Source organism: Luteimonas sp. 3794 (assembly GCF_031456825.1).
In the GTDB taxonomy this organism is placed as follows: Bacteria; Pseudomonadota; Gammaproteobacteria; order Xanthomonadales; family Xanthomonadaceae; genus Luteimonas.
In genome coordinates this window covers 105,901-131,876 of sequence record NZ_JAVDVJ010000001.1, presented here as the reverse complement: position 1 = coordinate 131,876, position 25,976 = coordinate 105,901, and the positions used below count along the sequence as shown (strand labels likewise).

The following is a 25,976-nucleotide window of genomic DNA, read 5'->3' as shown; positions in this document are numbered from 1 at the left end:
CGCATGTGCGGCTGCCGGTATCCTCTGCGCGATGGACGCCGACACTTCTTCCCGGGCCGCCACGGTCAATATCGCCGCCGCGCTGCCTCGGCTGGCGAATGCCGCACCCGATCGCATCGCGATGCGTTGCCCCGGCCCCGACGGCCGCTACGCCGATGCGCACGCGCTGACCTATGGCGCGCTCGACACGCGCAGCGATGCGATCGCCGCCGGACTCGCCGCGCGCGGCATCGTCCGCGGCACGCGCACAGTGCTGATGGTGCGGCCGACGCCCGAGTTCTTCCTGCTGATGTTCGCTCTGTTCAAGGCCGGCGCGGTGCCGGTGCTGGTCGACCCCGGCATTGACAAGCGCGCGCTCAAACAATGTCTGGACGAAGCCGGTGCCGAAGCCTTCATCGGCATTCCGCTGGCGCAGTGCGCGCGCGTGCTGCTGCGCTGGGCGACCTCGGCGCGTGTGCGCATCACCACCGGGCGCTGGGCGCTGCTGAGTGACGCGACGTTGACGCAGGTGGAACGCGCGGGCGCCGGCGCCGGCCCGCAACTTGCCGCGACGGCCGGCGACGACGTCGCCGCGATCCTCTTCACCAGCGGCTCGACCGGCGTGCCCAAGGGCGTGGTCTACCGGCACCGGCATTTCGCTGCGCAGATCGACATGCTGCGCGATGCGTTCGGCATCGGCGCCGGTGGTGTCGACCTGCCGACGTTCCCGCCGTTCGCGCTGTTCGATCCCGCGCTCGGACTGACCTCGATCATTCCGGACATGGATCCGACCCAGCCGGCCAAGGCCGACCCGCGCAAGCTGCACGCGGCGATCGAACGCTTCGGCGTCGACCAGCTGTTCGGCTCGCCGGCGTTGATGGGTGTGCTCGGGACATACGGCAAGCCGCTGCCGGGCCTGCGCCGGGTGACGTCGGCCGGCGCACCGGTGCCGCCGGAGACGGTCGCGAAGATTCTTGAACTGCTGCCCGATGATGCGCGTTTCTGGACGCCTTACGGCGCCACCGAATGTTTGCCGGTCGCCGTCATCGAAGGACGCGAGCTGCTCGAACTGCGTACGCGCACCGAGCACGGCGCCGGCACCTGCGTCGGCCGCCCGGTGCCGCCGAACGAGGTGCGCATCATCCGCGTCGACGACGCCGCGATTCCCACGTGGTCGGATGCCCTGTGCGTGCCCGGCGCGCAGGTCGGCGAGATCACCGTCGCCGGACCCAGCGCCACCGACACCTACTTCAACCGCGACGCGCAGACGCGACTGGCAAAGATCACCGAGACCCTGCCAGACGGCAGCACGCGCATCGTCCACCGCATGGGCGATCTCGGCTATTTCGATGCCGAAGGCCGGCTGTGGTTCTGCGGCCGCAAGGGCCATCGCGTCGTCACCACCACCGGCACGCTGTGCACCGAACAGGTCGAACCCGTGTTCAACGTGCACCCCGAAGTGCGACGCACCGCGCTGGTCGGTGTCGGCCCGAAGGCGAACCAGACGCCGGTGCTGTGCGTGGAGCTGGAAGCCGGCATCGCGAAGACCGAACAGGCGCGCATCGCCGACGCGCTGCGCCACATCGGCGAAGGCTTCGTCCACACCGGGCGCATCGAGTGCGTGCTGTTCCATCCGGGCTTCCCGGTCGATATCCGCCACAACGCCAAGATCGGCCGCGAGAACCTGGCCGCGTGGGCGGCGACGCGTGTCGGCTGACCCCGCGCCTGCGCATTACCGGCTCGACGATCTGCGCATCGATGTCGCGCGGCAACGCGTGGTCCGCGATGACGGACAGGTGCTGGATGTGGCCGGCCTCAGCTTCCGGCTGCTGCATGTGCTGCTGGGGCAGGGCACGCGCGTGGTCGGTTTCGACGAACTGATCGAGCGCGTGTGGTCCCCCGCGCACGTGGGCGAGGAAACCGTCACCCAGCGCGTGCGGCTACTGCGTCAGGCGCTGGGCGACGACGGCCGGCAGCCGCGCTATCTGCGTTCGGTGCGCGGGCAGGGCTACCAGCTGTGCAGCGAGCCCTCGGTCGAGGCGCCGGCGCCGGCGCCGCACGCTGCCCCCGCAACACCAAGATCGCGTGCAACACGCGTCGCAGCGTTGCTGGTACTGCCTGTGCTCGGCGCGGTGGTCTGGTGGCAATGGCCACGGCCGGACGCGCGAATCGCGTCGCCGCTACTGGAACGCGCCGCGTACTACGCCGGCATTGGCCAGCCCGCGAACAACGAACGCGCGATCGCGCTGTATCGGCAACGGCTGCAGGAATCGCCGGACGACAGCGACGCGCAGCTCGGGTTGAGCCGCGCCTATAGTGCGCGCCTGTGTCTCTACAGCGGCAATGCCGACGATGCGGTGCAGGCGCTGGCCCTGGCCGAAGCCGTGATCGCGCGACAGCCTGAGGCGTCCGCCGCGCATGCGGCACTCGGCTATGCGCACGATTGCCGTGGCGGCATCGCAGCGGCGCTGGCCGGCTACACGCGCGCCGTGGCGCTCGATCCCGCGGCCGACGGCAGCCGCGCGTCGGCGGCGTATCTGCAGGCACGACAAGGCCGCATCGCAGAAGCACTGGCCGCGAATTTGGACGTGCGCGCGCCGGAGACCGTGCGCTTTCTGGAATTGCAGATCGCGTCCAACCTCGACCTGCTCGGCTACACCGCCGCGGCCGAGGCGCGGTATCGGCGCAGCTTCCAGCTGTATCCGGACAACGTGTTCTCCAACCTCGCCTGGCCCACGTTCCTCTACGAACACGGTCGCATCGACGAGGCGCAGGCGGCGTTGACCCAGGCGATGTCGCGCGGCACCGCGCATGCCAGCCTGCATCTGCTGGCCGCGGAACTCGCGGTGCTGCGCGGCGAACCCGATGCTGCCCGCGACGCCGTGCAGCAGGCGCGGGCGCTCAAGCCCCATGCCAGCCTGCCGCAGACGATGGCGTGGATCGTCGGCAGCGAGGCGCCGCCCGACGCCGCCGCGCTGCGCGCCCGCGCCGATGCATTGCGCAGCGGCCTGGCCGGCGGTGCCGATCCCTTCGAGGGTGTCGAAGCCGCCTTGTTGCAGACCCTGGCGGGCGACCAGTCCGCTGCATTCGATGCACTCGATGCCGCCGTGGCCGCCGGCTTCCGCAATGCCGGCTACCTGCGTGTCTCACCGCTGTTCGCGGACCTGCGCACCGCGTCGGCGTTTGATGCCGCGCTGCGCCGTATCGATACCGCGCTCGCGGCCGAACGCGCTGCGGTGCAGGCGTCCGGCCGGCTGCCCGACGATGCGGTCACGGCATCGCGCTGAGCACGTAGTCGGCGAACAGTTTCTGAGATTCGGCGTGCATGCTGCGCTGGTTGTAGCGGGTGCGGGTGATGACCACGACCAGCTGTGACTCCGGCACCACGAACACGTAGTTGCCGCCATTGCCCGACATCGCCCAGGCGTGCACCTGCCGGTCGCCTGCCTTGAACGGAAAGCGCCACATCTGGTAGCCGTAGTCGGCATCGAACGGTGTCTGCGCATGCACCTGCGCCATTGCCCGCACCCACTCGGCCGACACGATCCGCCGGCCGTGCCAGCGGCCGCCATCCGCGATCAGTTGTCCGAACTTCGCCAGATCGCGGCTGCGGTATTCCGTGCCACCACCGCCCATGCCGGTGCCGTCGGACGAGCGGTGCCAGCGGGCGGCCTCGATATCCAGCGGGCGCTCGAGCACGTCGGCAGCAAAGCGTTCCAGCGGCATGCCGCTGGCGCGTTCGACGATCGCGCCGAGCAGGAACGCGTTCGCCGTGCAGTAGGCGAAGGCACGGCCGTGCGGACTGTCGGCCGGGCGCGTGGTCCACGCCGGATAGCCCCGCTGCGGCAGATCGAGCGCGAACTGGATCCAGTCCGCGCTGACGTACATCCGCTCCTCGTGGCCGGAAGAGAACTCGTTGTTGTCGTCGCACTCCCACTGCGCGCTCATCGTCAGCAGGTCCTCAACGGTGGTCGAGGTCTTGAACGCGCCGGGATGGGCCGGCGTGCGGTCGGGGAAGAAGCCGAGCACCGGGGCATCGACCCCGTCGATCAGCCCGCGGTCGATCGCCGCGCCGACCAGCAGCCCGGTCACGCTCTTGGTCAGCGAGCGGGTGTTGTGCAGCGTCTGCCGGTCGGCGCCGTTGAAGTAGGTCTCGTGGACCAGCGCGCCGCGATGGACGATCAGCACGCTGGTGGTGTCGGGCGCTTCGCCATCGGCGATGGCGGCGTCCAGTGCGGCGAGACGGTCGGTGTCCCAGCCGCGTGCGCTGGCATCGGCGACCGGCCAGTCGGTGTCGGGCGGAGGTGAGGACGCCCGGACGTTTGCAGCGGACAAGACGAGCAGGGCAGACAGCACGAAGCGGGTGATCGGTTGCATGGACGGACTCCGGTCGAGGAAGCCGCACTGCATCCGGATCCCCGATGAAGTGCCTGACAGGCGAATGAAGAATTCTGAAGTGCAGGCGGATCAGTCACTTGCAGCCGTCGATCGCGGCGGCGCGTCGCCAATCCCGGCCCGCCTCGCTATCGTGGGCGGCCCTGCAGCGTATGGAGTCGGCAATGCGGATCCTGGTCACCGGTGGCGGCGGCTTCCTCGGTCAGGCCCTGTGCCGTGGCCTCGTCGAACGCGGCCATGCCGTCACCAGCTTCAATCGCGGGCATTACCCGGAGCTCGATGCGATCGGCGTGCACCAGATCCGCGGCGATCTTGCCGATGCGGACGCGGTGCGCAATGCGGCCCAGGGCGTGGACGCGATCTTCCACAACGCAGCCAAGGCCGGCGCCTGGGGCAGCTACGAGAGTTACCACCTGGCCAACGTCGTCGGCACCCAGAACGTGCTCGCTGCCTGCGGCGCGCACGGCATCGGCAGGCTGGTCTACACCTCGACGCCCAGCGTGACCCATCGGGCGACGCACCCGGTCGAAGGCGGTACCGCCGACACCGTGCCCTATGGCGAGGGCTTCAAGGCGCCGTACGCGACGACCAAGAAGATCGCCGAACAGGCCGTGCTCGCCGCGAACGGCCCGGACCTCGCGACGGTCGCGCTGCGTCCACGGCTGATCTGGGGTCCCGGCGACCAGCAACTGCTGCCGCGTCTGGTCGAGCGCGCGCGGGCCGGGCGGCTGCGCTTCGTCGGCGACGGCGAGAACCGCATCGACACCACCTATATCGACAACGCCGCGCAGGCGCACTTCGACGCGTTCGACCATCTGGCGCCGGGCGCCGCCTGTGCGGGCCGTGCGTACTTCATCAGCAACGGCGAGCCGACCACGGTGCGCGAGATCGTCAACGGGTTGCTGGCCGCGGCCGGCGCGCCGCAGGTCACGAAGACGATCCCGTTCGGCGCCGCCTATGCGATCGGCGCGGTCTGCGAAACCGTGTGGCCGCTGCTGCGGTTGTCGGGCGAGCCGCCGATGACCCGCTTTCTCGCCGAGCAACTCAGTACCACCCACTGGTACGACATGGCGCCGGCGGCGCGCGACTTTGGCTACGTCCCGCGCGTCTCTCTTCACGAAGGACTCATTCGCCTGAAAGATTCGTGGACAGGTATCTGACCGTCACCTGATCGCGACTCCGCCGGGCATAGGGTGACCCCCGAACCGCTCACGGGAATCAGGAGACCACCCATGCTTCGTTATGCAGTCATTTTTCTTGTCGTCGCCATCATCGCCGGCGTTCTCGGCTTCAGTGGTGTCGCCGGCGCCGCCACCAACATCGCTTGGATCCTCTTTGTCGTGTTCCTGATCCTGGCCGTGATCTCGATGCTGCGTGGCCGCGGACCGTAACGTCCCCGTCCGATACGTGATTCGAAACGCCCGCCTTCCGGCGGGCGTTTTCTTTTGGGGAAACCCGTCTCCGTCTGGCCCGTGAGAGGACGGCTCGCAGTTCGCACGACGACGGCGGCGCTGCGGGATCGGCCGCTACAATGCGGCCATGGCCGGATTCCCTCCTTCTCCTTTCGCGGCACTCAAGCCGATCGCCGGACGCGCGCTGGAAACCGCGCTCAACCAGGCGCTCGCGCTCGATGCCGACACGCGCACTGCGCTCGCCGGACTCGACGGACAACGCATCGCGCTGACCCTCGCATCGCCTCCGATCGCGCTGGAACTGCGCGTCGACGGTGAGCGCCTGCGCGTCGGCCCGGTCGACGACGCCGTCGAGCCTGATCTCGCGGTACGCACGACGATTGCCGGCGTGCTGTCGCAATTGCCGTTCCTGCGCCGCGACGATGCGCCGCCGATCGGCAAGGTCCGGGTGTCGGGCGATGCCGAACTCGCGCGGCGCCTGCAGAAGCTTGCGGGGCGGTTCGACCCCGACTGGCAGAAGCCGTTCGTCGCGGTCTTCGGCGAGATCATCGGCGTGCAGATCGCCAACGCATTCGCCGGTGCCTTGCAGCAAGCGCAGGGACTTGGCCGCACGCTGACCGAGAGCGCGGTGGAGTACGTGACCGAGGAATCGCGCGACGTGCTCGGCCGCGACGAACTCGAGGCCTTCAACGACGACGTCGACGTGCTGCGCGACGATGTCGAGCGGCTCGCGGCGCGCATCTCGCGCCTGTCGCGCGGGCCTGCCGCATGAAGGGATCTCCATGAAGGGCGTGCTGCGCGCCTCGCGCATCGGGCGAGTGCTTTTGAGGTACCGCCTCGACGATCTGTTCGACGGCACGCCAGCCGAGCGCTGGCTCAAGCTCGCGCGCCCGTTCGTGCCGCGCGCCTCGGCCGACATCGCCGCGCAATCGCGCGGCGCGCGCCTGCGCCTGGCGCTGCAGGAACTCGGACCGATCTTCGTCAAATTCGGGCAGATCCTCTCGACTCGCCGCGATCTCGTGCCGCCCGACATCGTCGACGACCTCGCCCTGCTGCAGGACCGCGTGCTGCCCTTCGACGGCGCCCAGGCGCAGGCGATCATCGAGCGCGAACTCGGCATGCCGATCGCGCAGGCCTTCGAAGCCTTCGACACCACGCCGCTGGCATCGGCCTCGATCGCCCAGGTGCACGCCGCGACCTTGCCGGCCGACGAGCGCAACCAGCGCCGCGAGGTCGTGGTCAAGGTGCTGCGCCCCACCATCGAGAAACAGATCGCCGCCGACGTCGCATTGCTGAAGAATCTCGCCGCGCTGGTCGACCGCACCCATCCCAACGCCGACAAGATCCGCCCGCGCGAAGTCGTGGCCGAGATCGAGAACACCCTGGCCGCCGAACTCGACCTGCAGCGCGAAGGTGCGAACGCGTCGGTGCTGCGCCGGTTCTGGACTGGTTCGCAGGATCTGTACGTGCCGGCGCCCGTGTGGGAGCGCACGACCCAGCGCGTACTCACCCTTGAGCGCGTACACGGCATTCCCAGCGACGACATCGCAGCCCTCGACGCCGCCGGCATCGACCGCAAGGCGCTCGCGGCCAAGGGCGTGCGCGTGTTCTACACGCAGGTGTTCCGCGACAACTTCTTCCACGCCGACGCGCACGCCGGCAACATCTGGGTGGACCCGGACCGCAAGACCAATCCGCGTTTCATCGCGCTGGATTTCGGGATCATGGGGCAGCTCTCGCGCGAGGATCAGTACTACCTCGCCGAGAACTTCATGGCGATCTTCCGCCAGGATTACCGGCGCATCGCCGAGCTGCACATCCAGGCCGGCTGGATGCCGTCGCACATCCGCATCGACGAACTCGAAGCTGCGGTGCGTTCGGTGTGCGAGCCGTATTTCACCCGGCCGCTGTCGGAGATCTCGCTCGGCGAGGTGCTCGGCAAACTGTTCCGCACCGCGCAGCGCTATCAGCTGACCCTGCAGCCGCAGCTGATCCTGCTGCAGAAGACGCTGCTGAGCATCGAAGGCATCGGCCGGCTGCTCGACCCGAAGCTCGACATCTGGGCGGTCGCGCGCCCGGTGCTCGAACGCATCCTCGTCGAGCGCTACAGCCCGCAGCGTCTCGGCCGCGAGTTCCGCGACCGCCTGCCGGAGCTGATCACCCAGGCGCCGGACATGCCGCGCCTGCTGCACGGCTGGCTCAAGCAGCAGGTCGAAGGTCGCCACGAACTGCGCATGCGTTCGGACGACCTTGCCGCGCTGACGGCAACGATGCAGGGCATGCAGAAACGCATGGTCGCCGCGATCCTCGGCGTCGGCCTGCTGATCGTCGCTGCGGTGCTGTACGCGCTGGAAGCGGGCGGCCCGAGTTTCGTCGGCCTGCCGGTGGCGACCTGGGTCGCGGGTGTTGGCGGACTGTGGGCGCTGCTCGCGGCCTGGCCGCGGCGTTCGCCGGTGTATCTGCGGGATTGAGCGCCCACCCAACCCTCCCCCGTTCTACGGGGGAGGGTTGGGTGGGGGCAATCCCTCAGCGCAGGCGATATCGAATCGTGCGCTAGATCGAGGTTCGCTTCGATCATTTCGATGCATACGGATAGTTCGCCCCCTCCCAACCCTCCACCCGTAAAGGGCGCAATGCCCCGCGTGCGGGGGAGGGCTCAAGCAATGCCCCGCGCCCGACACTCCGCCGCACGCGCACCCAACCAGTCCCGCTCCCGCGGATTGCGCGCCAGCGAGGCCGCGCGTTCGAACGCCTCGGCCGCATCCGCATGCCGCCCCAGCTTCGCCAGCAGATCGCCGCGCACGCCCGGCAGCAGGTGGTAGCCGGCCAGCGTGTCGTCGTCGGCCAGCGCCTCGACCAGCGGCAATGCGGCGGCCGGCCCTGCGGCCATGCCGATCGCCACCGCGCGGTTGAGCGCGACGACCGGCGAACCTGTCAGCGCCAGCAGTTGCCCGTACAGCGCGGCGATGCGTGCCCAGTCGGTGTCGCCGGCGGTCGGCGCGAGCGCGTGGCAGGCGGCGATGGCGGCCTGCAGCTCGTAGCCGCCGGGCGGCGCGTTGCTGCGCGCGGTCTGTGCCTGCGCCAGCGACGCTAGGCCCGAATCGATCAGCCCGCGATCCCAGCGCGCACGGTCCTGGTCGGGCAGCAGCACGGGCTGTCCGTCCGCATCCAGGCGCGCAGCGAGCCGCGAGGCCTGCAGCGCCATCAGTGCGACCAGCGCATGCACGCCGGCCTCGCGTGGCATCAGGACTGCCAGCACGCGCGTCAGTCGCAACGCTTCGGCGCACAGGTCCGGCCGCGCCCAGTCGTCGCCGCTGCTGGCGGCGTGGCCTTCGTTGAACACCAGATACAACACGTGCAGCACCGCCGACAGCCGCGCCGGCAACGCCGCGCGCTGCGGCACTTCGAACGGCGTGCCGGCCTTGGCGATGGCTTTCTTGGCGCGGACGATGCGCTGGGCGATCGTCGCCTCCGGCACCAGAAACGCACGCGCGATCTCGTCGGTGGTCAGGCCACCGATCAGGCGCAGCGTCAATGCGATCTGCGATTCGACCGTGAGCGCTGGATGGCAGGCTACGAACATCAGCCGCAGCACCTCGTCGCCGATCACGTCGTCGAGTGCGTCCTGCGCGCGCCCATCGCACTCGCGCTGCGCCTCTTCGATCTCGCGCGCCAGTTCCGCGTGGTGCGCATCGAACCGCTGGCCGCGGCGCAGGCGGTCGATGCCGCGGTTACGCGCGGTCGTCATCAGCCACGCGCCCGGGTTGTCGGGCAGGCCGTCGCGCGGCCAGCGTTCGAGCGCAGCGACCAGCGCGTCCTGCGCCAGTTCCTCGGCGAGATCGAGATCGCGCACCACACGCATCAGGCCGCCAATGATCTTCGGCACTTCCTCGCGCCAGAGCGTTTCGATCGTGCGATGCAGGGTGGCCGTGTCCATGGGCGGCGATGACAGCACCCCGGGCGCCGCCGGGCAAGGCGCGCTGCGGCGCGGGCGTGCAAGACGTTGCGGCGACGCGCACGACACCGCGCTCACGTCGCGGAGAACGCGGCCATGTCCATGTGCATCACTTCCCACAACTGACCGTCGGGATGTTCGAAGGCGTGCTGGTACATGAAGCCGTGATCGACCGCCGCGGTCGGCACCGTGCCGCCAGCGGCACGCGCCTTCGCGACGATCGCATCGACCGAGGCGCGGTTGGGCTGCGACAGCGCGATGATCGCGCCGACGTGGGTCGGCGCACCCAGCGGCTTGGCGGTGAAGGTCTGGAAGAACGGGCGGACCAGCAGCATGACGAAACTGTCCTCGCCGATGATCATCGCGGTGGCGTTTTCGTTGGTGAATCGTGGATCGAAGGCGAAGCCGAGCGCGGTGAAGAAACGCACGCTGCGGTCGAGATCCTCGACCGGCAGGTTCACGTAAATCTGGGGACGGTGCATGGCGCTATGCCTGTGTAGTGGACGAGGGGGACGACTCAGCAGCCCTGCTTTGAACGCATCACCATCCAGCCGGTGCCGAAGCGGTCGATGACCATGCCAAAGCGGTGTGCGAAGAAGGTCTCGGCCATCGGGGCACGGACTTCACCGCCTTGCGACAGCGCGGCGAAGATGCGCTCGGCCTCCGCGTCGCTGTCGACGCCCAGATTGACGAACGCATGTGGTGATGCTGGCAGCGGCGTGCCTGGCGGCACGTCGGAGGCCATCAGGAACTGGTCGCCGATCGCGAGATGGCCATACATGATGCGATCGGGCGCGGTGGCCTCGCTGTCGGGGCAGGGCGGCGCGTCGCCGTAGGGCATTAGCATCGGCTCGCCGCCCAGAAGCGCGGCGTAGGCCTGGAAGGCTTCGGCGCAGGTGCCGTCGAAATACAGATAGGGATCGATGCGCATCGGGATGTCCTCGAAAGGCCGCCGGCTGGCGGTGTCGCTGGAACGACGCACCAGCGCTCTGGAAATCGACATCGCTGCGATCAAGGCATGCACATCCGCCCACACGGGACGTTCCGGGTCGCCCCGGTAAGCTGCCCGTCCAGTTCCGCACCGAGGAGACGCCGATGCGCCGCCCCCTGATGTTGCTGTTGCCGCTCGCCCTGGCCGCCTGTGGCGGGTCCACGCCGTCCGAAGACGGCGCCGCGCCGTCCACGCAGGCCGCCGCCGACGCGATTCCCGATGCCGCGCCCGCCGATCATGCGCAGACGCTCGAGGCATACCACTGGCGTCTGGTCGATGCGACGGGAACCGGTGGTACGCGCATCGACGCGTTGCTCGACGGCGACGGCGCGCCGCTGCAGCTGGACTTCGCCGACAGCGGATTGAGCGTGTCCAACGCCTGCAACCGCATGGGTGCGAACGTGTCGCTCGATGACGATCGCCTGACCGTCGACCAGGTGATCTCCACGATGATGGCCTGCACCGACGCACAGCTGACCGCGCGCGAGCGCGAGATCGGCCAGCGTTTGCCCGGCACGCATCGCATCGCGTTGACCGGCGGCGAGCCACCGCGACTCACGTTGCAGCTCGACGATGGCGGCGTGCTTGCGTTCGAAGGTGTGCCCACGCCGGCCACGCGCTATGGCGGCGACGGCGAGACGGTATTTCTGGAGATCGCGCCCGAGCGCGTGGCCTGCAATCACCCGCTGATTCCTGATCAGCGCTGCCTGCAGATGCGCGAGGTGCAATACGACGACGAGGGCGTGCGCTCACCGGGCGATGCCGCGTGGGCGCCGCTGTACCAGGACATCGAAGGCTTCACCCACGAGGACGGTGTGCGCAATGTCGTGCGCGTGCAGCGCTTCGACGTGGCGGATCCGCCGGCCGATGCGCCGTCGCAGGCCTACGTGCTGGACATGGTGGTGGAGTCGGAGAACGTGGGTCGCTGAGTCGGCGCGTTTGCCCACGACGCGCGACGGGGCGCGCTCGATGCCGGGTTCAAGCGACCTGTTGCCCTCACCCCCACCCCTCTCCCCGTGGGAGAGGGGCTCTCGGGCTCAGGTGGGCGGCTGGCTGGGAGCAACCAGGCAATGCGCGTGGTTGATCAGACCGCCGCAGCCTTCGGATGCAGCGCATAGCTGCCCCAGGTCGTGGTTTCCGCCAGCACATGGCCCTGCACCGCGCGCAGCACGTCGCCGGCGGTGAAGCGCTCGGGCACGTCGAGTCTGGCGACATCGAGCGCGAACAAGCGGAAGAAATACCGGTGCGTGCGCAGGTCGTTCGGCGGCGGATACGGGCCGTCGTAGCCGAACCAGTCACCGGCCAGATCCGCATCGCCGGCGAACCAGCCGGTGTAGTCGTTGAGGCCCTGGCGCGCGCCCTCGGGGCCGGGCGGATTGCGCTTGCCGCCCTTGGTCACGCCGTCGCTGGCACTGCCTTCGGCGATCGTGCGCAGATCGGCCGGCAGATCGACCACCGCCCAGTGCACGAAGCTGCCGCGCGGGTGGTCGACCGGAATCTCGACGCCGGCCTTGCCCGCCAGTGACGGATCGGTCGGGGCGTCGGGATCGAGGCACAGCAGCGCGAACGATTGCGTGCCTGCGGGCACGTCGTCCCAGGCGAGATGCGGATTACGGTTGCCGCCGAAGCCGTCGGGCGCGCCGACGGCGAAGGTCGACGCGATCGGCTGGCCCTGTTCGAAACTGTCGCTGTGAAGTCGCATGATGTCTCCGCGGGTGGAAGGTCAGTCCTGACGGTAGCCCAGGCGCACTGCGACCGGCGTCAGCGTGGCGAACGGGCCGGCCAATGCCTCGCGATACGCGAGCCAGCGACCGGCCGGAATGCGGTCGGGGCCCAGCAGTTCGCGCGGCGGGGTGGGGAACGCGGGCACGCCGAGCGCCTCGGCGAACCGGGTGGCCAGGCGTTCGAGGTCCTCGCCGGGCGCATCGGTGCGCACGACCGTGTGCGGGAACAGGTCCTGCTCGATGATGTCGGCGATCTGCGACAGGTGCGCGGCCAGCCACTGCGCGGCGCTGTTGGCATCGGTGACGCGCAACGCCATCGGCGCGCCGAATGCGAACCACTCCAGCAGCATGTCGCGCGGATCGCGCAATGCGAGCAGCAGTCGCGCGTGCGGCAGCTGCGGGCGCAGCGCCAGCAGCCAGGCGTTGTCCCAGAACGGAATCCAGTCGATGACCGCGCCGTTGGGCCCGATGCCGCGTGCAGGCAGCTGCGAAAGCCAGCCGGCGGCGACCTGCTCGGCGGTGAACTCGCCCTGCGCCAGGCGCGCGGGCACGTTGGTGTCCTGGAACGGATCCTGGACCGCGGTCGAGAAACGGTCGCCGCGAAATTCGGGCAGCGCGCGCTGCAGCACGTTGGCGATGCGGTCGACCTGGGCACCCGGCGCGCCGTAGAGGAACACCGCCGGTGCACGTGCGCCTTCGACGACGGTGCCCATCTCCGGCCAGCGCGCCGGTGGCGTTGTCGGTGCGGGCGGCGGACCCACCTGCGCGGTTTCTTCGGCAGTGGACGCGAGCCACGTGGCGATCGCATCGGCCGGCCGATCCGCCGCGTCCTGAGCCATGCCGACCCAGCGGCGCAGCATCAGTCGCGCCTGTGGGCTGGCAGCCGGGAGCAGGCCCTCGACGAAGGTGACGGCGGCAGCGGGATCGCGCGCCAGCAGTCGATTGAACAGCAGTTCGTTGGCGTTGCCGTGGCCGGGCTGCAGCGAGGTGATCCTGCGCGCGGTGACTTCCGATGCTTCGTGCGCGCCGGTGCCCGATTCCAGCGCGAGCTGCGCCTGAAGGGCCGGCAGATGGTCAGGACGCGCGGTGTTCCAGCGCGAGACGACCGTAGCCGCCGCCTCGCTGCCGAACGCTTCCATCGCCAGGCGCGCGATCCAGACGTGATCCCACTGCGCGTCCTGCTCGAGCGCGCCATCGAGCATGGCCTGCGTCTCCTCGGTGTTGCCGGTCGCCTCCCACAACAACAGCAGACCATTGGTCGCGCGACGCGAGTCGGGATGCGCGGTGAACGCGGCCTGCAGCAGCGGCTTCGCGCGGTCGAAGCGCTTGGCCTGCAGCTCGAGTTCGCCTGCGAACGCCTGCAGCGAAGGCGTGGCGTGTGCGGGGTCGGCCAGCAGCACGGCGAGTGCGTCGGCCGCTTCGGCCGGGCGGCCCTGCTGCAGCACGATCTGCGCGAGCAGGCCGTGCAGCTGCACTTCGCCGGTCTTCTCGATCAGGCGCCGGAACGCCTGTTCGGCGAACGCCAGGTGACCCTTGGCGAGGTAGGCGAAGCCCAACGCACTGATCACCTGCACGTCCTCAGGCGCGTCCTTCGACGCCGCCGACAGCAGCGTCAGCGCGCGGTCGTGGTCCCCGCGGCGCGAGGCCAGCACGCCTTCGAGCATCAACGTCCACGGATGCTCCGGTGCGACGCGCGCGGCGAGTTTGGTCTGGCGCTCGGCCTCGTCGAGATCGTTGCGGCCGATCGCCATCTGCGCCTGCACCACGTAGGCGCCGTACTGGTTGGGATCGAGCGCGATCGTCTGCGCCAGCGCGGCCTGCGCGCCGCCCAGGTCACGCGTGTCGAGCAGCATGCCGGCGCGCAGGAAGTGCAGTTCCGCGTCGTCGGGCATCTGCGCGATCGCCGCATCGATGGTCGACAGCGCGGTCTCGCGCTCACCGATCGCACGGAACGCGAGCGCAGCCGCGCTCAGCGTCCCGGTGTCCTTGTGCCCCTCGGCCAGCGCCTGGCGCGCGAGCGTGGCGGCTTCTGCATTCGCGCCGCGGCGCAGGGCTTGGTAGATCTGTTGCGACATGCTGGATATCCCGGCGCGAAGCCGACCAAAGGCAAGGCCGGGCATTGTAGCGGGCGAGTCGAGGCGGGCTTCGCCGATCAGGTGCGTCCGCCGCCGCGCCCGCGCAGGACGCGCAACGGCACTCGCCGCCGAGCGTGCCGGACGTGTTCCGAATTTGCATCCGCACAGGCGCGGCGGCGCGGGGATCGGGCTGGCCCGGCCGCAGGCCAGGGATCGGACGTTTCCGGACGCGGACCCGGCGATGCGTTCGTCGGCGGAGGTACCTGGTGACGCCGTGCGCTCGGACACGGAACAGGCAAGGCCCGCCGCGCTGGTTCAGGCGCCCGGAGCGCGCGTGCCCGCGTGGATCGCCTTGGCCAGCAGCGTGCGCTCGGACGAGGTCCGCGCGGCATCGGCGTGGGCATCCAGGCGCCCGGCGACCCAGCGCTCGGCAAACCCGTCGAGGTGACGGTCGAGCAGGAAGCCGCAATGGCCGCCCCAGCGGCTGATTTCCAGCCGCGCATGCTCCGGCAGCGCCAGCGCGTGGAACGCATCGAGCGGAATCACCGGATCGTCGGCCGACATCAGAATGTCCACCGGCACCTGCAATGACGACAGGCGGTCGCCGGCCACCGAGTAGCCGTCGAAGTAGTCATCGAGCGTGCCGAAATCGGTATGCGTGCGCACCAGCCAGTCGGTCAGCTCGCGCATGCCGAGCTGCAGCGTGGCGTCGTCGAAGGCGAGGTGGTCGGGAAACAGTTCGCGCTTGCGCCGCAGCGAGGCACGCCAGGTGCGCTCGAAGTGGCGGAGATAGAGACGGTGGCCGCGCTCCATCTGCAGCATCGTGCGCGCCGGGTCGATCACCGGACAGACCGCGGCGACACCGGCCAGATGCAGCCCCGCCGCGGGCGCCCGCAGCGCGAGGCGCAGCGCGAAATTGCCCCCCAGCGAGTAGCCGGCCGCGATCATCGGACGCGCGTCGAAACGCGCTGCAATGTCGACCGCCGCATGCACGACTTCGTCGATGCGGTTGGAGTGGAAGATCGCTTCGTTGAGATGGTGGCTGTCGCCGTGGTCGCGGAAATTCAGGCGGAACACCGCATAGCCGAGCGCCAGCATCTGCGCGGCGGTCTGACGCATGTAGCTCGATTCGCTGCTGCCTTCCCAGCCGTGCAGCAGCAGGACGAGTCCGCGCGGTTCGCGTCCCGGCACCAAGCTGTGCAGCCCGCGCAGACGCACGCCTTCGCCGCCGTCGACAAGATGCTCGGTGGTCACCGCGCCGGTGGCGGCGAGTGCCTGCGCGCCGCGGCGGCGTCGCCACTGGCTGCTGCCCAGCGCTGTCTGCAGATGCGGATTGCGCAGCCACAGCGGCGGTGCATAGTCGCTGCCACCCACGCGCATGTCGCCCGGGACGACAGGTGTGTGCGGTTCGGGCGACGGATGCATGGAATTCAAGCGCGTGCGTCCAGCGCTGCGACGATCCGCTCGCGCGACACCTCGGCCAGATGCCGGCGCCCTTCCGCGTTGCCGGGCAGGATCGGCTCGAGGAACATCACCTCGGCATCGCGCGCCGGCTCGCCGAGCAGACGCATGAAGTTGGCGAAGAAGGATTCGCGCGGACCGAAGGCGACGATCGCCTGCGCCGAGCCGTGGCGTCCGTAGCGCAGCGCGACCGGTTGCACTGCGACGTTCGCCTCGACGGCCGCCAGGAAGATGCGCGCATGGAACGGGCCGACCTGGTGTCCATCGCGCGTGCGTCCTTCCGGAAACACCGCGACCGGACGTCCGTCGCGCAGCCGCGCGACCATTTCATCGAGCACGCCACCCAGCGATTCGGTACTGCCGCGCTGGTGGAAGATCGTCTCGCCGCGCGCGGCCAACCAGCCGATCACCGGCCAGCCGGCGATCTCGCGCTTGGCGACGAAGCCCACCATGCGCTGGCTGTGCAGGGCGACGATGTCGACCCAGCTCACGTGATTGGCCACGAACAACACCGCACCCGGCAGCGGTGTGCCGGTGCGCGAGAGACGGAATCCGAAGACCCACATCAAGCCACCCTGCCACCAGCGGATCATGCGGTGATCGACGCGCTCGCCGCTGCGCAGCCTGCGACGGCCGATCGGTGGCAGCATCGACAGCAACAGGATCGGCAGATGGATGCACAGGTGCCACACCAGCACCGGCACGCGCACGCAATAACGCAACACGCGCGCCGGCATGTCGCCGGCGTCGGCGCGAATGGAAGAAGAACTCATCGGTGCACGATACCCAAACCCGGCGCCGCGCGCTGCGCGTGCAGGCTCACGGTTTGGGCACCACCGCGAGCGTGAGCCGCGAAATGCAGACCAGCTTGCCCTTTGCATCTTCGATGCGGATCTCCCACACCTGGGTGCTGCGGCCGACGTGCAAGGGGCGCGCGGTGCCGGTCACCAGGCCGGCGCGCACGCCGCGCAGATGATTGGCGTTGATCTCGATGCCGACGACGCCGTGGCCGTCGGGCGCCGACAGACCGCCGGCGCTGCTGCCAAGCGTTTCGGCCAGCAGCGCGGATGCACCGCCGTGCAGCAGTCCGAACGGCTGATGGGTGCGGGCGTCGACGGGCATCGTCGCGCGCAGATAATCGGGGCCGATTTCGGTGAAGACGATGCCCAGCGCGGCAATCGCCGTGTTGGCGGACATCGCGTTGAGCTGGTCGAGCGTCGTGTCGCTGCGAAACATGCGCAGAAGGCTCCGGGGGGAAACCCGGCAGCTTAGGCCGTTGCGCGAGGTCGCGCAGCGCGACCGGCGGAATGGCGCGTCGCGATCACGGGCGTAACCGTCGCGGATTGGCGATAAGCAGTTGCCGCGGATCAGACAACGTGGAAGCGCGTCGGCATGGCGCTGTCGCGGACTTCGACGCGGAACGGGCTATCGGCGTGGCTGCGCGCGGCGCGGACCTGGGCATGAAAGCGCGCAGGCTGGGCGATGCAGGCCGGAACCGGGCCGTGTGTCTCGATGGAGCGGTGGGCGTGGATGCAGAACATGGCGGAACTCCTGAGGAATCGCGGGACGCTTCAGGCGCCGGAGCTGATCAGGTGATTGCGGATCAGGCGATGCGGAAGCGCGAGGGGCTGGCGGTGGTGACGTAGCTGCGCGGGGCGCCGTAGCTGCTGCTGGTGCCGTAGCCGGTACCGGTCTGGCGTGCGGGCCGGGTGGCGGCCGCGGGGACGAGATGGGCGGCGGCTTCGACGATGGCGTGCATGCGGGTCATTGCGGATCTCCTGAGGGGTGTGGGTGGTGGATCAGGCGACGCGGAAGCGGGCCGGAACCGACGCGCTGGCATAGCTGCGGGGCGTGCCGTAACCGCTGCTGCGGCCGTAGCCAAGACCGAACTGGCGGGGCTGGCGAATCTCGACCGGCGGGGCGAGGTGGGCGGCGGCGTGGACGATGGCGTGCATACGGGACATGGCGGGACTCCTGGGACGTGTGGGCAGTGCGGAAGGGGTCAGACGATGCGGAAGCGGGCGGGTGTGGATGCGCTGGCGTAGCTGCGCGGTGCGCCGTAGCTGCTGCTACGGCCGTATCCCAGGCCGAACGGGCGGATGAGCGCAGCGTTGGCGGTGCGGGCGGCGGGGGTGGTCTGGGTCTGCATGGCGGTGTCCTCGGGGTTGGTGTGCTTCGGTGTGTTGGTAGACTACAACACCACTGTCCGATAACACCACGTGCAGGAAGTCATACCCCGCGAATTCATCAGATCCGTTAACCAGGAGTTCATGTTTTAGCGCTCCCGCTGTCCGCTGTTGCAATCAGGACGGGTGGAGACCGCAGAACGTGACCGTGCAGACCGGTGTGGCGCAGGCGCGCGCTGGCACAGGCCAGGCGCGCGTTTGGTCATTAGGACGCGGAGGTGGGACCGCGAAGCCGCAGCGGATCGACACGCATGGCCGTCAGGCTGGGCGCAGCGGCGCCGACCCCGCTGTCTCCGACGCCGCGTGGCCGGAGGATCCCAGCGAGCACCCTCAGAGAATCGGCACGAGCCCCGCGCCGAATGCGGTGAAGATCCGCGTCAGCAGGCTGCGGAAGCCCAGGCTCACTTCCGGAAAATCACCGACCGCCACATAGCATTCGCGGAAACCTGGCGCGTCCGGCGGCAGCGGCGCCGGACAATCGGGACCGGGCTGGAACTCGAAGCTGGTTGCGTAGCGGGTCGGCCACAGATCGAAGATCGGCAGCCGTTCGGACACCTTCGCCATCGAGTAATCGACGCCGGAGAACACAGGCGGCGGGTCCCGCCGCGCGATCGTCCAGGAATTCTCCGGCGACATGTCGCGCCGGATGCTCTCGGCCAGCCGCTGCGCGAAGCGCCCATCGTCGATGACCACGGCGCTTTCGGTATTGAGGTTGTCGCCGCGCGGGTCGAAGTTGTGCGTGCCGACTACCCCGATGCGCGCGTCGATGACCAGCGACTTCGCGTGCAGGCCCATGCGCAGGCCGGTCCGGTTGAGCGGCACGCGCCGGTTCACGCCGATGCCGGCGTAGCGCAGCGCCGAATACTCGCGCGTCAGCGGTGGGGCACTGGCCGGACGCGAGGCGATGGCCTCTTCGCGGGTTCTCGCCACCCCTTCGGAACCACTCTCGTCGAGGTTGACGCTGCCGTCGGCGTTCCACGAGATGCCGACCGCGCCGGTGACTTCCAGATCGATCGGCGCGTCCTCCGGGAACGGCTTGTACTCGTAGATCTGGAAGCCGAAGTCCCGCAGATGCCGGCGCTTGTACTTGTAGGACAGCGCGTAGGTGATGAACGAGTCGGTCGCCGCCAGGCTGTTGGTCGACACCACGACCTGGGGCGGGACAGCGCGCGCGCGCAGGTCGGAGAACATCTGCTCGGCCGGCTTGGACAGCACGAGGTAGGGCGTCTGCAGCAGCACTTCGTCCTGCGCCGATTCGATCAGCTCGCGCAACCGGGGAGTCGAGGCGCTTGCGGCCTCCGCCGCCTCCTGGTTGCGCCGATGCTTGGACGGCAGGTCGCCGATGAATTCGACCGGGCCGACCGGTAGCGCGGCGTCGACCAGGCGCTGGCGCACGAGTACCGCATCGCCGGCGTCTTCGAGGATTGCGGCCACTCGATCGGGGCGCTCGTAGTCCTGGAACGACACCGGCGGTACGCCGCTGCGCAGCAGCTGCCGGCCCACGTCGGCCAGCTGCTCGACCGGCGTGCTCAGGGGCGCATGCCAGAACGCGACGAAGTTCTCCTCCATCGCTTCGACCACGGGCCCGGCAATCAGCACATCACGATCGCGGAAATTGAAGGTGTCGCTCCAGTCGAAGTAGTCGTCCTGGTAGTTGCGGCCGCCGGTAATGCCGACCACGCCGTCGATCAGCAGCGCCTTGCTGTGCATGCGCTGGTTGAGCCGGCGCCAGCAGCAGGCGGCGGCCAGCGCGTACTGCGGATAGCTGATGCGCGCACGTCCGAGCACCGGGTTGTAGATGCGCATCTCGAAATTGGTGTGCGCGCCGGCCAGCGCCGACAGCGTGTCCACCGTGCGCATCGCCGACAGCTGATCGACCAGGAGCCGCACCTGCACGCCGCGCCGCGCCGCCGACAGCAACTCCTCGAGCACGAGATGGCCCGCGTCGTCCTCGTCGAAGATGTAGGTCTGCACGTCGATGGTGCGCTGTGCGCCGCGGATCAGATCCAGCCGCGCGAGCAGTGCGTCCTGCCCGTATTCCAGCAGCAGCGCGTAATGCTGCGGCGCGGCCGACGTACTGCGCGCCACGGCCTGCGTGCCGAGATCGCGCAATGGTGAGGGCGCCGCGCAGGCGTCGGCGCGCGCGCACAGCACTTCGGTCGAGCGCGCTTCCACCGCGATATGCGCCGCCGCGTCGCGCTTCGCGGGCGAGAGCGTGGTGCAGGCGGTGGTCGCCAGCGTCAATGCAAGCAGCAGGGTCCGGGTGATCGCCTGCATCAACGCGATTCCAGTGCGCGCATCCGCAGCGTGAACCGCACCTGGTCTGCAAGGGCATAGCCCCAGCGATCCATCGCGTACTGGCTGCGCCGTACGTCGCCTTCGCCGACCACCTCGCAGTCCAGGCCGGGTCGCGCGCAGTCGGCGGCTGCGATCCGAAATGTTTCGCGGCGCTGCACGCCACGAATGCTCAGGATGCCGGTCATCTCGCCGCCATCGCGCGCCAGCGTTGCCGGGTAGGGATCGGAGACGAAGCGGACTTCCGGATAACGCGCGACATCGAACACGCCGGGTCCGCGGGTAATGCGCGTATAGGCGCGACTGTCGATGATCTCGACGCTGTCGGCGTCCAGGATCAGCCGCACCTGATGGCGGCCATCGGCGAGCACGGCGATGTCGCCGCGCCAGTCGTCGAAGCGGCCTTCGAGCTGTTGGCCCCAGCGGGTCTTGAGGCTGAAGCCGATCTCAGAGCGCTTGGTATCGAGCGCCAGCGCTTGACCGGGACCATCTGCGGACGCGAACGCAGGCGCGACGCAGGCCGCCGACAGGCACACACCTGCCAGCGTACGCAGCAAGGCGCCGGCAGCAGCGGCCATGGGCAAAGCGGCGTGGGGCGATGCGGGCGCCGGTGCGCCTACGGCCACCAGAACGCCGACAGCTCGGCGACGGCAGGTTCGACAGCAGCGCCTATGGGCAAGGTCAGCACCGCGATGCCGGCCGGCGGCATGCCGCGGTACTCGCCGGTCTGGCCGCTGTGCAGCAGCGCGGCGAGGCGTTCCAGGCCGGGGTTGTGCCCGACCAGGAGCAGGCGGCCGGTGTCGCGATGCTCGTCGAGCAGCGTCGCCAGCGTGCCGGGCGTGGCCTCGTAGATCGCCTGGTCCAGACGCTGGTCGACGTAGCCGATCGCGCCGAGCACGGCCTCGAGCGTTTCGCGGGTGCGCCGTGCGGGCGAACACAGCACGCAATCGGGCACCAGATTCTTTTCGCGCAGCCAGCGACCCGCCGCCTCCGCTTCGGCCAGACCTTCGGCCGACAGGGGCCGGTCGATATCGGCTTGCCCGGGCAGGGCGGGATCGGCGTGGGCGTGGCGGAGCAGGATCAGTTCGCGCATGTGGAGTCGGCAGCCTCGTTTGGTGACTTCATGACGGGCGGCGCGTTCGGATGCGGTGAACGCGCCAGCGGGTCGCCTACTTCCGGACCCATTTCAGCAGCGGCGCCCAGTCGTCCTGATGGTCGCGCACCTGCGCCGAATGGTAATCGAACAGGCTCTTGCCCAGCCCGACCAGCATCACGTAGGCCTGGCTGTCGCGCAGCTGCGCGATGACGGGATACGGCCACTGCGCCAGCAGCGCGAGGGCCTGCTGCGAGGCGTTGGTGTGCGGGCGCAGGCGGTTGGCGACCAGGCCTACGCGGGTCTGGCCGCGACGCACGCGCGGATGCTTGGCCAGCGTGTTGAGAAACCCCACGGTGGCATCGATGTCGAGTGCCGAAGGCAGCACCGGCACCACGATCGCATCGGCGATCTCCAGGTACGCATCGAGATCGTCGGCCATCGCGCCGGCGGGCGCGTCGACCACCAGCCGCGTCACGCCATCGGGGATCGACGCCAGCACCTTCTTGTGGCGCGCGCTGCCGTCGACCGGCAACACGGCGGCCTCGAGCCCGGAGCGGCGTTCGGCCCAGCGCGTGGACGACTGTTGCGGATCGGCATCGACCAGCACCGTCGACTCGCCAGCCAGTGCGGCATCCGCGGCGAGATGGGTGGCGATCGTGGTCTTGCCCACGCCCCCCTTGGAACTGGCCACCAGTACCGTCTTCATCGAAGTCTCCGGGTCGGATCGCGCATCGAGCGTACACCGCCCGTGCGAAGCCTGCGACCGCATGCGCCCGCCGGGCGTTTAACATCGGCGTCCCACACCGCGAGCGCATCGCGCCCATGAGTGAACTGCAGGACCTGGCCGCGCTGATCCGGGCCAACACGCCGTTGATCGTCGTCGAGACGCCCGACGAGCCGCGCGCGGTCGAACTGTTCCGGCAGTCGCTGGTGCAGGTCTGGCGCGCGCTGTATCGCTGGACGATCACCGAAGGCCTGCGCCGCGTGGATCTCGACGGCGAGTCGGAGACCGACACCGCCGCCGACGCCAGCAACACCCTGGCCGCGATCCGCGATGCCGATCAGCGCGGTATCTACCTGCTGCTCGATTTCCATCCTTACCTCGGCTATGCCGGCACCCAGCGCCAGCTGCGCGATCTGGTGCAGCGGCGCAACTGCCTGCCGCATGTGATCGTGCTGGTGGGCCACAAGGTGGAACTGCCGGCGGATCTGGAGACGATGGCCGTGCGTTTCCGCCCGCGCCTGCCCGATGCCGACGCGTTGCTGAAACTGGTGCGCGAGGAAGCCGCGGCCTACCAGCAGGAACACGGCGGCCGTCGGGTCGAAGCCAATGCCGATGCGGTGCGGCAGATCGTGCGCAATCTGCAGGGGCTCTCGCTCGGCGACGCGCGGCGGATCACCCGGCAGCTGATCCATGCCGACGGCGCGCTGGATACGCGCGACCTGCCGGCGCTGGCGAAACTCAAGTTCGAGCTGCTCAACAAGAGTGGCCACCTGCATTACGAATACGACACCGCCGGCTTCGCCGATGTCGCCGGGGCGCGCCGACTCAAGCGCTGGGTGGAGCAGCGCCGGCGCGTGTTCGTCGAAGGCGACGCGCCGCCGGGTCTCGATCCGCCCAAGGGCGTGCTGCTGCTCGGTGTGCAGGGCTGTGGCAAGTCGCTGCTGGCGAAAGCCATCGCCGGCGGCCTCCAGGTGCCCCTGGTGCGGCTGGATTTCGGCACGCTCTACGACAAGTATCACGGCGAGACCGAGCGCAATCTGCGCGAGGCGATCGCCTCGACCGAACAACTCGCGCCCTGCGTGCTGTGGATCGACGAAATCGAGAAGGGTCTGGCCTCCAGCGGCGACAGCGACGGCGGCGTCTCACGCCGCGTGCTCGGGTTCCTGCTGACGTGGATGGCCGAGCGCAAGTCGAAGGTGTTTCTGGTCGCGACTGCCAACCAAGTGCACGACCTGCCGCCGGAGCTGCTGCGCAAGGGCCGCTTCGACGAGACCTTCTTCGTCGACCTGCCAGGCGCCAACGTGCGCGCCGAGGTGTTCGCCGTGCACCTCGCGCGGCGCGGCTTCGACGTCGCGGACTTCGACCTGCCGCTGCTCGCGATCGAGGCCGAAGGCTTCTCCGGCGCCGAGATCGAACAGGCCATCGTCGCCGCGCTCTACGCCGCGCATGCCGCCGGCGCGCCGCTGTCGCAGTCGATGGTGCTCGAATCCCTGCGCGACACGCGCCCGCTGTCGGTGATGATGCGCGAACAGGTCGACGCCCTGCGCAGCTGGGCGCGGGAGCGGACGGTGCCGGCGGATTGAACCCGCTACATTGATACATGTTTCATCGGCAGGAGGCCGGATGACCACACGACATATCAAATGCTGCGGTATGGCGGCGTGCCTGCTCCTGACGCTCGCCGCCTGCAGCCATCGCACCGCACAGGTCGCGCGCGCCATGGTGCTGCCGCCGATGGCGCAGGTGCACACCGTCGAATCCCATCAGCGGTTCCTGATGGCGACCCCGACCCACGACCCCGATCCGCCGTTTCCAGCGGGCGCGCGCCTCGATGGCGAGTTGCGGCTGTGCATCGGCTTCGTCGTCGACGCCGAGGGTGTGGTCGAGAACATCGTCGCCAATCGTGAAGGGGCGCACTGCGCAGATCCTGCGGACGTCGCGGCCCTTCCGTTTCTTGATGCAGTCACTACGACCCTGCGCAGCTGGCGTTACTTCGGTGCGGCCGTCTGCACCTTCCCTGCTGACATCGATCCGGATTCCGATCCCCGCTGCGCGGGCGCAGGTGTCGAGGTCGAAGCCGTGCCGATCCGCCTGCGCTATGAGTTCGCGTTCTCATCGGAACGCGGTGGCCGCGTGTCGCGGAACGCGGCCCGCAGAACGTCGGACGAGTGAGTCAGCTTCCAGTGTCGCGGCGAGGCAGCCGTCCGTTCGATCGGACCGCAGGCAGGGTGCATCGTCCGCTTCGAATCTCTTCGTCGCGTGGCGTCGCCGCGATGGCGACGCTGACGTCGTGTGCGCTTGCCGGATTCGGCTGAAGATGGGATGCAGGCCGATTCCAGCGGCGCGGATCGATGCCCTCAGCGCGGCGGCTGCCAGCCTGCCGGCGGTTCCAGTGCAATGCCGGCCTCCTGCAACGCGCGCGCGATGAGGTCGGCTTCGCTGCGGATCGACGGGTCGGCGAGCAGGCGCACGAACTGCCCGGCGCCGTCGCGGGGCAGGGCGGCATTGGCGCGGCCCCATTCGAGCATCTGCCAATCGAACGCGCGGCGGCGCGCCAGTACGTCGGCGCGCTCGGCCTGCGTGGTCGCGAGGCGTTCGAGCAGGGCCAGGCCGAGCATCGTGCCGAGCTGGGTGTCCGAACCGTTCGCCATGATCCCCGCCACGTGGCGACAGTCGCGCGCGCGGGTCGCATTGGCGCCCATCGTGTCCGCATTGCAGCCCTGCATCAGCGGGTCCAGACCCGGAAAGGCGACCGCGGCCCACAGGCCCATCGCGATGATCGCGGCATGTTCGGTCGGCACGAACTCGCCCGTTTCGGCGAACGCGGCGCGTTCTGCGGGCGACGGTGGCGTGCGCAGCAATGCGGTCTGCATCCAGCGCACCTGCTCGAGCATGCCGAGTTCGAACCGCGTCGCGACCCGCGCATCGGCGAGCAGCGCATCGACGCCGCCGCCACGCACCAGCAGCGGCGCGAGATTCTGCGGATCGGCGCCGAGCCAGCGTTGTGCGGCGCGCAGGCGCGTGGCTTCGTCCGCGCCATAGGCCAACAGTGCATTGGCGAGCACATCGGTGCCCGCGCGCGCCGCGGCGTCACGACGCCACGCGGTGGCCTGCGCATCGGGCGCGACCGGCTGCGAGGGGGCGTCGGTATCGGGCTGTTCCGGATTCGCATCCTCCAGTCCGCGCAGCACAGCGGCGAATGCCAGCTCGCGTGGCTGCCCGGTGGCGGCGAGCGCCGCGGCGCTGCGTTGCGACCAGCTGCGCCAGGCGGCCTGGTCGGTGCCGGACGCCGGCTGCGCAACCGGCGCATCGTCGAAACGCGAATACGGCGTCTGCGCGTTTGCGACAGGAAGTAGCAGGGCGAAGGCACATGCGGCCACGAGGGCGAGACGGTTCATGCGAAGGCCTGGCAGTGACGAGAGGGCCAGCATACCGACGCCGGTCGTGTGTCCTCGTCGGCTCTACGGAAATCCGGACGGCGCCGGCCCAGCCATGGCGGCGACCCGCATCCGGGGCGGCTGCCCCCGCCACGCGTGCCGCCGCGTCACGGCCGTCAGTGCATCGCGCGCAAGGATGGGGTCTCCATCAGGCGTACCGCAGTCCGGCGGCACTGGATCCGCCGCGTGTGCAGGTCGGGACACCGGTGGGCGCGGTACGACCACGCTTCTCTGGTCGGCATCTCC

27 protein-coding genes are annotated in these 25,976 nt (G+C 69.5%); 9 read left to right on the top strand and 18 right to left on the bottom strand.

The genetic code is table 11. The annotated features are described in order from the left end of the window. Positions 1-31: 31 nt before the first annotated feature. Together oleC and J2X52_RS00590 are read left to right on the top strand one after the other, a co-directional pair. Positions 32-1,696 (top strand): olefin beta-lactone synthetase, encoded by a 1,665-nt coding sequence (gene oleC / locus J2X52_RS00595; protein WP_310147381.1) that lies wholly within the window; start codon positions 32-34, stop codon positions 1,694-1,696. Continuing rightward, positions 1,686-3,266, top strand: a complete 1,581-nt coding sequence (locus J2X52_RS00590) for a winged helix-turn-helix domain-containing protein (RefSeq protein ID WP_310147378.1) — start codon at positions 1,686-1,688, stop codon at positions 3,264-3,266. The genes oleC and J2X52_RS00590 overlap by 11 nt, the downstream gene beginning before the upstream one ends. Here the strand turns inward: J2X52_RS00590 and J2X52_RS00585 are convergent. Continuing rightward, positions 3,250-4,356 (bottom strand): serine hydrolase, encoded by a 1,107-nt coding sequence (locus J2X52_RS00585; protein ID WP_310147376.1) that lies wholly within the window; start codon positions 4,354-4,356, stop codon positions 3,250-3,252. The two genes, J2X52_RS00590 and J2X52_RS00585, sit on opposite strands and share 17 nt — an antisense overlap. Positions 4,357-4,538: 182 nt before the next feature. Between J2X52_RS00585 and oleD the strand changes: the two genes are divergently transcribed. From oleD to ubiB, 4 genes are all read left to right on the top strand, one after another. Next, positions 4,539-5,534 (top strand): 2-alkyl-3-oxoalkanoate reductase, encoded by a 996-nt coding sequence (gene oleD / locus J2X52_RS00580; protein WP_310147374.1) that lies wholly within the window; start codon positions 4,539-4,541, stop codon positions 5,532-5,534. A gap of 72 nt (positions 5,535-5,606) precedes the next feature. Continuing rightward, on the top strand, positions 5,607-5,765 hold the full coding sequence (locus J2X52_RS00575) for a DUF1328 domain-containing protein (RefSeq protein ID WP_082387634.1): 159 nt from the start codon (positions 5,607-5,609) through the stop codon (positions 5,763-5,765). Between the two features lie 148 nt (positions 5,766-5,913). Next, complete coding sequence (locus J2X52_RS00570; protein ID WP_310147368.1) at positions 5,914-6,558, top strand: SCP2 sterol-binding domain-containing protein; 645 nt, start codon at positions 5,914-5,916, stop codon at positions 6,556-6,558. A gap of 10 nt (positions 6,559-6,568) precedes the next feature. Further along, positions 6,569-8,257, top strand: coding sequence for a ubiquinone biosynthesis regulatory protein kinase UbiB (ubiB, locus tag J2X52_RS00565; protein WP_310147367.1), 1,689 nt, complete (start codon positions 6,569-6,571; stop codon positions 8,255-8,257). Between the two features lie 185 nt (positions 8,258-8,442). Here the strand turns inward: ubiB and J2X52_RS00560 are convergent, their stop codons facing one another. From J2X52_RS00560 to J2X52_RS00550, 3 genes are all read right to left on the bottom strand, one after another. Further along, a complete protein-coding gene (locus J2X52_RS00560) occupies positions 8,443-9,723 on the bottom strand; it encodes an RNA polymerase sigma factor (RefSeq protein ID WP_310147365.1) in 1,281 nt (426 codons plus the stop codon). 92 nt (positions 9,724-9,815) lie between these two features. Continuing rightward, the gene (locus J2X52_RS00555) at positions 9,816-10,223 is read right to left on the bottom strand and encodes a VOC family protein (protein WP_310147363.1); all 408 of its coding nucleotides are present in this window, start codon (positions 10,221-10,223) and stop codon (positions 9,816-9,818) included. A 35-nt stretch (positions 10,224-10,258) separates the two neighbouring features. After that, positions 10,259-10,744, bottom strand: a complete 486-nt coding sequence (locus J2X52_RS00550) for a VOC family protein (RefSeq protein ID WP_310147361.1) — start codon at positions 10,742-10,744, stop codon at positions 10,259-10,261. Between the two features lie 92 nt (positions 10,745-10,836). Between J2X52_RS00550 and J2X52_RS00545 the strand changes: the two genes are divergently transcribed. Next, entirely contained in the window at positions 10,837-11,661 is an 825-nt protein-coding gene (locus J2X52_RS00545; RefSeq protein ID WP_310147359.1) for an META and DUF4377 domain-containing protein, read from the top strand. Between the two features lie 155 nt (positions 11,662-11,816). Here the strand turns inward: J2X52_RS00545 and J2X52_RS00540 are convergent, their stop codons facing one another. The 13 genes from J2X52_RS00540 to J2X52_RS00480 all read right to left on the bottom strand — a co-directional run bounded on the left by J2X52_RS00540 (position 11,817) and on the right by J2X52_RS00480 (position 22,275). Next, positions 11,817-12,434, bottom strand: coding sequence for a YbhB/YbcL family Raf kinase inhibitor-like protein (locus J2X52_RS00540; protein ID WP_310147357.1), 618 nt, complete (start codon positions 12,432-12,434; stop codon positions 11,817-11,819). Between the two features lie 21 nt (positions 12,435-12,455). Further along, positions 12,456-14,531, bottom strand: coding sequence for a tetratricopeptide repeat protein (locus J2X52_RS00535; RefSeq protein ID WP_310147356.1), 2,076 nt, complete (start codon positions 14,529-14,531; stop codon positions 12,456-12,458). Between the two features lie 315 nt (positions 14,532-14,846). Beyond that, positions 14,847-15,905, bottom strand: coding sequence for an alpha/beta fold hydrolase (locus J2X52_RS00530; RefSeq protein WP_310148764.1), 1,059 nt, complete (start codon positions 15,903-15,905; stop codon positions 14,847-14,849). A gap of 56 nt (positions 15,906-15,961) precedes the next feature. Beyond that, positions 15,962-16,765 carry a lysophospholipid acyltransferase family protein gene (locus J2X52_RS00525; protein ID WP_310147355.1) on the bottom strand — a complete coding sequence of 268 codons (804 nt, stop codon included), beginning with the start codon at positions 16,763-16,765 and terminating at the stop codon, positions 15,962-15,964. A 46-nt stretch (positions 16,766-16,811) separates the two neighbouring features. Beyond that, positions 16,812-17,228: a hotdog fold thioesterase gene (locus tag J2X52_RS00520; RefSeq protein ID WP_310147354.1), complete on the bottom strand. Its 417-nt coding sequence runs from the start codon at positions 17,226-17,228 to the stop codon at positions 16,812-16,814. A gap of 131 nt (positions 17,229-17,359) precedes the next feature. Further along, complete coding sequence (locus tag J2X52_RS00515) at positions 17,360-17,533, bottom strand: hypothetical protein (protein ID WP_310147352.1); 174 nt, start codon at positions 17,531-17,533, stop codon at positions 17,360-17,362. A gap of 62 nt (positions 17,534-17,595) precedes the next feature. After that, positions 17,596-17,760, bottom strand: a complete 165-nt coding sequence (locus J2X52_RS00510; RefSeq protein WP_310147350.1) for a hypothetical protein — start codon at positions 17,758-17,760, stop codon at positions 17,596-17,598. Between the two features lie 31 nt (positions 17,761-17,791). Continuing rightward, entirely contained in the window at positions 17,792-17,956 is a 165-nt protein-coding gene (locus tag J2X52_RS00505; protein WP_310147348.1) for a hypothetical protein, read from the bottom strand. A gap of 38 nt (positions 17,957-17,994) precedes the next feature. Next, a complete protein-coding gene (locus tag J2X52_RS00500) occupies positions 17,995-18,141 on the bottom strand; it encodes a hypothetical protein (protein ID WP_310147346.1) in 147 nt (48 codons plus the stop codon). A 367-nt stretch (positions 18,142-18,508) separates the two neighbouring features. Next, positions 18,509-20,455, bottom strand: coding sequence for a phospholipase D family protein (locus J2X52_RS00495; RefSeq protein WP_310147344.1), 1,947 nt, complete (start codon positions 20,453-20,455; stop codon positions 18,509-18,511). After that, complete coding sequence (locus J2X52_RS00490) at positions 20,455-21,051, bottom strand: YceI family protein (protein ID WP_310147342.1); 597 nt, start codon at positions 21,049-21,051, stop codon at positions 20,455-20,457. Before J2X52_RS00490 ends, J2X52_RS00495 begins: the two co-directional genes overlap by 1 nt. A 38-nt stretch (positions 21,052-21,089) precedes the next feature. Next, complete coding sequence (locus tag J2X52_RS00485) at positions 21,090-21,566, bottom strand: histidine phosphatase family protein (protein WP_310147340.1); 477 nt, start codon at positions 21,564-21,566, stop codon at positions 21,090-21,092. Between the two features lie 76 nt (positions 21,567-21,642). Then, positions 21,643-22,275, bottom strand: a complete 633-nt coding sequence (locus J2X52_RS00480) for a ParA family protein (protein WP_310147338.1) — start codon at positions 22,273-22,275, stop codon at positions 21,643-21,645. 116 nt (positions 22,276-22,391) lie between these two features. Here J2X52_RS00480 and J2X52_RS00475 point away from each other — a divergent pair, with 116 nt between their 5' ends. Continuing rightward, positions 22,392-23,876 (top strand): AAA family ATPase, encoded by a 1,485-nt coding sequence (locus J2X52_RS00475; RefSeq protein ID WP_310147336.1) that lies wholly within the window; start codon positions 22,392-22,394, stop codon positions 23,874-23,876. A gap of 40 nt (positions 23,877-23,916) precedes the next feature. Beyond that, positions 23,917-24,465 (top strand): hypothetical protein, encoded by a 549-nt coding sequence (locus tag J2X52_RS00470; protein ID WP_310147334.1) that lies wholly within the window; start codon positions 23,917-23,919, stop codon positions 24,463-24,465. A gap of 185 nt (positions 24,466-24,650) precedes the next feature. On the opposite strand, the gene J2X52_RS00465 is transcribed toward J2X52_RS00470, so the two are convergent. After that, positions 24,651-25,691 carry a hypothetical protein gene (locus J2X52_RS00465; protein ID WP_310147333.1) on the bottom strand — a complete coding sequence of 347 codons (1,041 nt, stop codon included), beginning with the start codon at positions 25,689-25,691 and terminating at the stop codon, positions 24,651-24,653. Between the last annotated feature and the right edge of the window lie 285 nt (positions 25,692-25,976).

Excerpts from the sequence above, each read along its gene's own strand:
- J2X52_RS00515 (WP_310147352.1), bottom strand. The coding sequence starts at position 17,533 with ATGTTCTGCATCCACGCCCACCGCTCCATCGAGACACACGGCCCGGTT.
- ubiB (WP_310147367.1), top strand. The coding sequence starts at position 6,569 with ATGAAGGGCGTGCTGCGCGCCTCGCGCATCGGGCGAGTGCTTTTGAGG.
- J2X52_RS00545 (WP_310147359.1), top strand. The coding sequence starts at position 10,837 with ATGCGCCGCCCCCTGATGTTGCTGTTGCCGCTCGCCCTGGCCGCCTGT.
- J2X52_RS00550 (WP_310147361.1), bottom strand. The coding sequence starts at position 10,744 with ATGTCGATTTCCAGAGCGCTGGTGCGTCGTTCCAGCGACACCGCCAGC.
- J2X52_RS00525 (WP_310147355.1), bottom strand. The coding sequence starts at position 16,765 with ATGAGTTCTTCTTCCATTCGCGCCGACGCCGGCGACATGCCGGCGCGC.
- J2X52_RS00555 (WP_310147363.1), bottom strand. The coding sequence starts at position 10,223 with ATGCACCGTCCCCAGATTTACGTGAACCTGCCGGTCGAGGATCTCGAC.
- J2X52_RS00560 (WP_310147365.1), bottom strand. The coding sequence starts at position 9,723 with ATGGACACGGCCACCCTGCATCGCACGATCGAAACGCTCTGGCGCGAG.
- oleC (WP_310147381.1), top strand. The coding sequence starts at position 32 with ATGGACGCCGACACTTCTTCCCGGGCCGCCACGGTCAATATCGCCGCC.
- J2X52_RS00500 (WP_310147346.1), bottom strand. The coding sequence starts at position 18,141 with ATGCAGACCCAGACCACCCCCGCCGCCCGCACCGCCAACGCTGCGCTC.
- J2X52_RS00475 (WP_310147336.1), top strand. The coding sequence starts at position 22,392 with ATGAGTGAACTGCAGGACCTGGCCGCGCTGATCCGGGCCAACACGCCG.
- oleD (WP_310147374.1), top strand. The coding sequence starts at position 4,539 with ATGCGGATCCTGGTCACCGGTGGCGGCGGCTTCCTCGGTCAGGCCCTG.
- J2X52_RS00535 (WP_310147356.1), bottom strand. The coding sequence starts at position 14,531 with ATGTCGCAACAGATCTACCAAGCCCTGCGCCGCGGCGCGAATGCAGAA.
- J2X52_RS00510 (WP_310147350.1), bottom strand. The coding sequence starts at position 17,760 with ATGACCCGCATGCACGCCATCGTCGAAGCCGCCGCCCATCTCGTCCCC.
- J2X52_RS00465 (WP_310147333.1), bottom strand. The coding sequence starts at position 25,691 with ATGAACCGTCTCGCCCTCGTGGCCGCATGTGCCTTCGCCCTGCTACTT.
- J2X52_RS00505 (WP_310147348.1), bottom strand. The coding sequence starts at position 17,956 with ATGTCCCGTATGCACGCCATCGTCCACGCCGCCGCCCACCTCGCCCCG.
- J2X52_RS00520 (WP_310147354.1), bottom strand. The coding sequence starts at position 17,228 with ATGTTTCGCAGCGACACGACGCTCGACCAGCTCAACGCGATGTCCGCC.
- J2X52_RS00480 (WP_310147338.1), bottom strand. The coding sequence starts at position 22,275 with ATGAAGACGGTACTGGTGGCCAGTTCCAAGGGGGGCGTGGGCAAGACC.
- J2X52_RS00540 (WP_310147357.1), bottom strand. The coding sequence starts at position 12,434 with ATGCGACTTCACAGCGACAGTTTCGAACAGGGCCAGCCGATCGCGTCG.
- J2X52_RS00495 (WP_310147344.1), bottom strand. The coding sequence starts at position 20,455 with ATGCAGGCGATCACCCGGACCCTGCTGCTTGCATTGACGCTGGCGACC.
- J2X52_RS00485 (WP_310147340.1), bottom strand. The coding sequence starts at position 21,566 with ATGCGCGAACTGATCCTGCTCCGCCACGCCCACGCCGATCCCGCCCTG.
- J2X52_RS00575 (WP_082387634.1), top strand. The coding sequence starts at position 5,607 with ATGCTTCGTTATGCAGTCATTTTTCTTGTCGTCGCCATCATCGCCGGC.
- J2X52_RS00490 (WP_310147342.1), bottom strand. The coding sequence starts at position 21,051 with ATGGCCGCTGCTGCCGGCGCCTTGCTGCGTACGCTGGCAGGTGTGTGC.
- J2X52_RS00470 (WP_310147334.1), top strand. The coding sequence starts at position 23,917 with ATGACCACACGACATATCAAATGCTGCGGTATGGCGGCGTGCCTGCTC.
- J2X52_RS00570 (WP_310147368.1), top strand. The coding sequence starts at position 5,914 with ATGGCCGGATTCCCTCCTTCTCCTTTCGCGGCACTCAAGCCGATCGCC.
- J2X52_RS00585 (WP_310147376.1), bottom strand. The coding sequence starts at position 4,356 with ATGCAACCGATCACCCGCTTCGTGCTGTCTGCCCTGCTCGTCTTGTCC.